Raw genomic sequence first — 2,694 nt, 5'->3', positions numbered from 1 at the left:
TTATTCATTCCTTGCTGTAATTCTCTTTTTAAAGAGTAACCATTTGATGAACGATATTGAATTTTATCCAATGTTCGCGAAAGTTTAGTTTCTAGTGAAACCGTTGTTGACATAGTATATCAACCCCTTTCTTGATACCATTGAATAAGTAATAAATTACTATCTTCTTTCGCCCTATAAGAGTCGTTAACTCTCTTCTCGGTAAGGCGATTAACTAAATTATACCAAATTTAGGTTTACGCTTACGACTACTAAGAAGATTCTTTATCCTTGACGATCCAGGCTTTTATTTCCAGATTAGCAAATTCAATTGCTTCGTTTTAGGATTCTCCAAGTTACGCTAAATTTCGACCTTAATTCCTTAGGGGAAGTATCCTCTTTTGGAGGCTGATTCCAGGTTTCTTTATTTGATAAACTACTCAGTACTTAATATTTATACTAGTAGACTCTGGACTATCCGTTTAAGCAACTTCCGGGATAGGTTCTTCTATTACATCAATTTTCCTTCTTAGGCCATTTCAGGCTTTTCCATCGAATTATTTGGTGGCAGCGTCCTCTTGACTAATTTGCTTTCGTCGCAACCCGCTTTTATAGTCTGCTGTAATCTGACATTCTTTCGTCTGCCGGACCGACTATATCCTTTCAGGGTTTATCGACCCTGGCTATTGGTGAGATAGCACGAAATTTAGGCTTCTTTGGCGCCCCAATAATAGAAGTAATAATTTCGCCATTATATTTTATAAAACATTCAATCATATAATTAATAAAATAATCATTTAGGCAAATTAATATTAGTAATTAAAAGTTTCGTGTATAACTGTCTATGTCCTTTTTTGCAACGATACTTTTTACGCCTTTTATAAGTTGCTACAATAATTTTTTTTGATTTACCTTGCTTAATAACTTTAGCTTCTACTGTAGCTCCTTCAATACAAGGATTTCCCAAAATAGAGTTACCTTCCGAATAGATAGCTAAAACCTTGCGAAAAACATAAACTTCTTCGGGTTGTACTGATAATTTATCTGTAAAAATTTCTTGATTTAAAGTAACTTGGAATTGTTTATTACCATTAGCCACAATAGCAAATTTATCCATAAATAACCTCTTTCTTTCTTAAATCGATATTAACAAAAATAATATTATTATTTTAAATAATTTAACATAATTATATAAATAATCACATCTTTTTTTAATCAGCAAATTATTACATCATAATTTCTATTCGAATTAATAGATTTTTTATAATTTTCGCGATTAAAACGATTATTAACATGTTTTCTACAACGTAGACAACAACTACCTGAATATTTGATTTCATTAGCTAAACTACATAAAATTTGTTTATTACATTCAGGATTGGCACAATTAATATATCTTTCACAAGGAGTCTGATCGAAAAAATCTTTTCCTATAATAGTATGTTTTTTTTTATTCGCTTTAACAACAATTCTTTTATCAAAAACATAAAGACTACCCTGGAATCTTTCACCCTGAAGTGTTTCATCTTGACTATAATTAATAATTCCCCCTTTTAATTGAAAAACTTCAGATATCCCTTTATTTTTTAAATAAATAGATAATTTTTCGCATCTTACCCCTCCAGTACAATAAGTTAAAACCTTTTTATTTTTAAAAAAATCTAAATTTTTATCTATCCAAGCAGGTAATTCTCGAAAATTATTAATATCAGGCAAAATAGCATTCAAAAAATGTCCTAACTTTGTTTCATAATTATTACGAGCATCTAATAAAATAATATCAGATTTTTGAGATAAATTATAAAATTCTTTAGGTTCTAAATAACAACTATTTTTAGGAAAAATATCATTTTTTAACTTTAAAGATACTATTTCTTTTTTGTATTTTACTGAAAGTTTAGGAAAAACATGGCCATTAACTGAATCTATTTTAAACGCAGTATTAGCAAAACAAGAATCTTGTAATAAAAATTGCATATAAGAATTAATATCTATTGTTAATCCTGACAAAGTGCCATTAATACCTTCTTCAGAAATAATAATTCTACCTAATAATTTATTTTTAATACAAAATGTTTTATGAAGATTACATAAAATTTTAGGATTTTTAATATAACTATAATTATAAAATAAAATTACTTGATAAAGATTTTTGTCCATTTGATTTTTATTGGATACCATAATATATTCGATAATTCCTTTATTTTTAAAAAAAAACAAGTATATGCATAAAATAATAACTCACTTTAAATTGTTTAATTTGTAACTAAAATACTTTAATCCGGAAAAGTTAAAAACTTTTATCAATCAATTTAGAAAGTTCAGGATTTTGAGCATATTTTTTATAATTTAATTTTTGCAAAAATTTTAAAGTAGTTATAGGGACTAATTTTTTCATATCTTTAAAATTTCCCTGGATAAACAATTTACGCACTTGTGTTGCTGAAATAGGTTTAAAATCCTCGATCAATCGAGGCAAAATAACTAATTCTATTGAAGATTTAAACAAAATTTCTTTCATTATTGTATTATATAAATTAGTAGTATAAGAAAAAGGTTCTTCTCCTACATAACGTGTTTTAATACCTAATTTACAAGCTATATAATTGGCAAAAATATTTGTGTCTAAAATAATTTGAGAACGAATTACTTGTTCAGGAGATGATAAAAAATAAGAAGGAAAAACATTTCTAGAAATACGGATAGATTAATTGC

General features: G+C 26.9%; 3 protein-coding genes. All 3 read right to left on the bottom strand.

Features of this window, described 5'->3' with window-relative positions; translation table 11 throughout:
* Positions 1–772: 772 nt before the first annotated feature.
* The 3 genes from rplU to B2G44_RS01925 all read right to left on the bottom strand — a co-directional run bounded on the left by rplU (position 773) and on the right by B2G44_RS01925 (position 2,677).
* Positions 773–1,096, bottom strand: coding sequence for a 50S ribosomal protein L21 (gene rplU, locus B2G44_RS01935; RefSeq protein WP_078123156.1), 324 nt, complete (start codon positions 1,094–1,096; stop codon positions 773–775).
* A gap of 98 nt (positions 1,097–1,194) precedes the next feature.
* Complete coding sequence (gene trhO, locus B2G44_RS01930) at positions 1,195–2,160, bottom strand: oxygen-dependent tRNA uridine(34) hydroxylase TrhO (protein WP_078123157.1); 966 nt, start codon at positions 2,158–2,160, stop codon at positions 1,195–1,197.
* Between the two features lie 109 nt (positions 2,161–2,269).
* On the bottom strand, positions 2,270–2,677 hold the full coding sequence (locus tag B2G44_RS01925; protein WP_257616375.1) for a nucleotidyl transferase family protein: 408 nt from the start codon (positions 2,675–2,677) through the stop codon (positions 2,270–2,272).
* Positions 2,678–2,694 lie beyond the last annotated feature (17 nt).

Origin of the sequence: Candidatus Phytoplasma citri (genome assembly GCF_002009625.1) — a bacterium.
Taxonomy (GTDB): Bacteria; Bacillota_I; Bacilli_A; order Acholeplasmatales; family Acholeplasmataceae; genus Phytoplasma; species Phytoplasma citri.
This window is presented reverse-complemented; position numbering and strand designations above follow the sequence as displayed.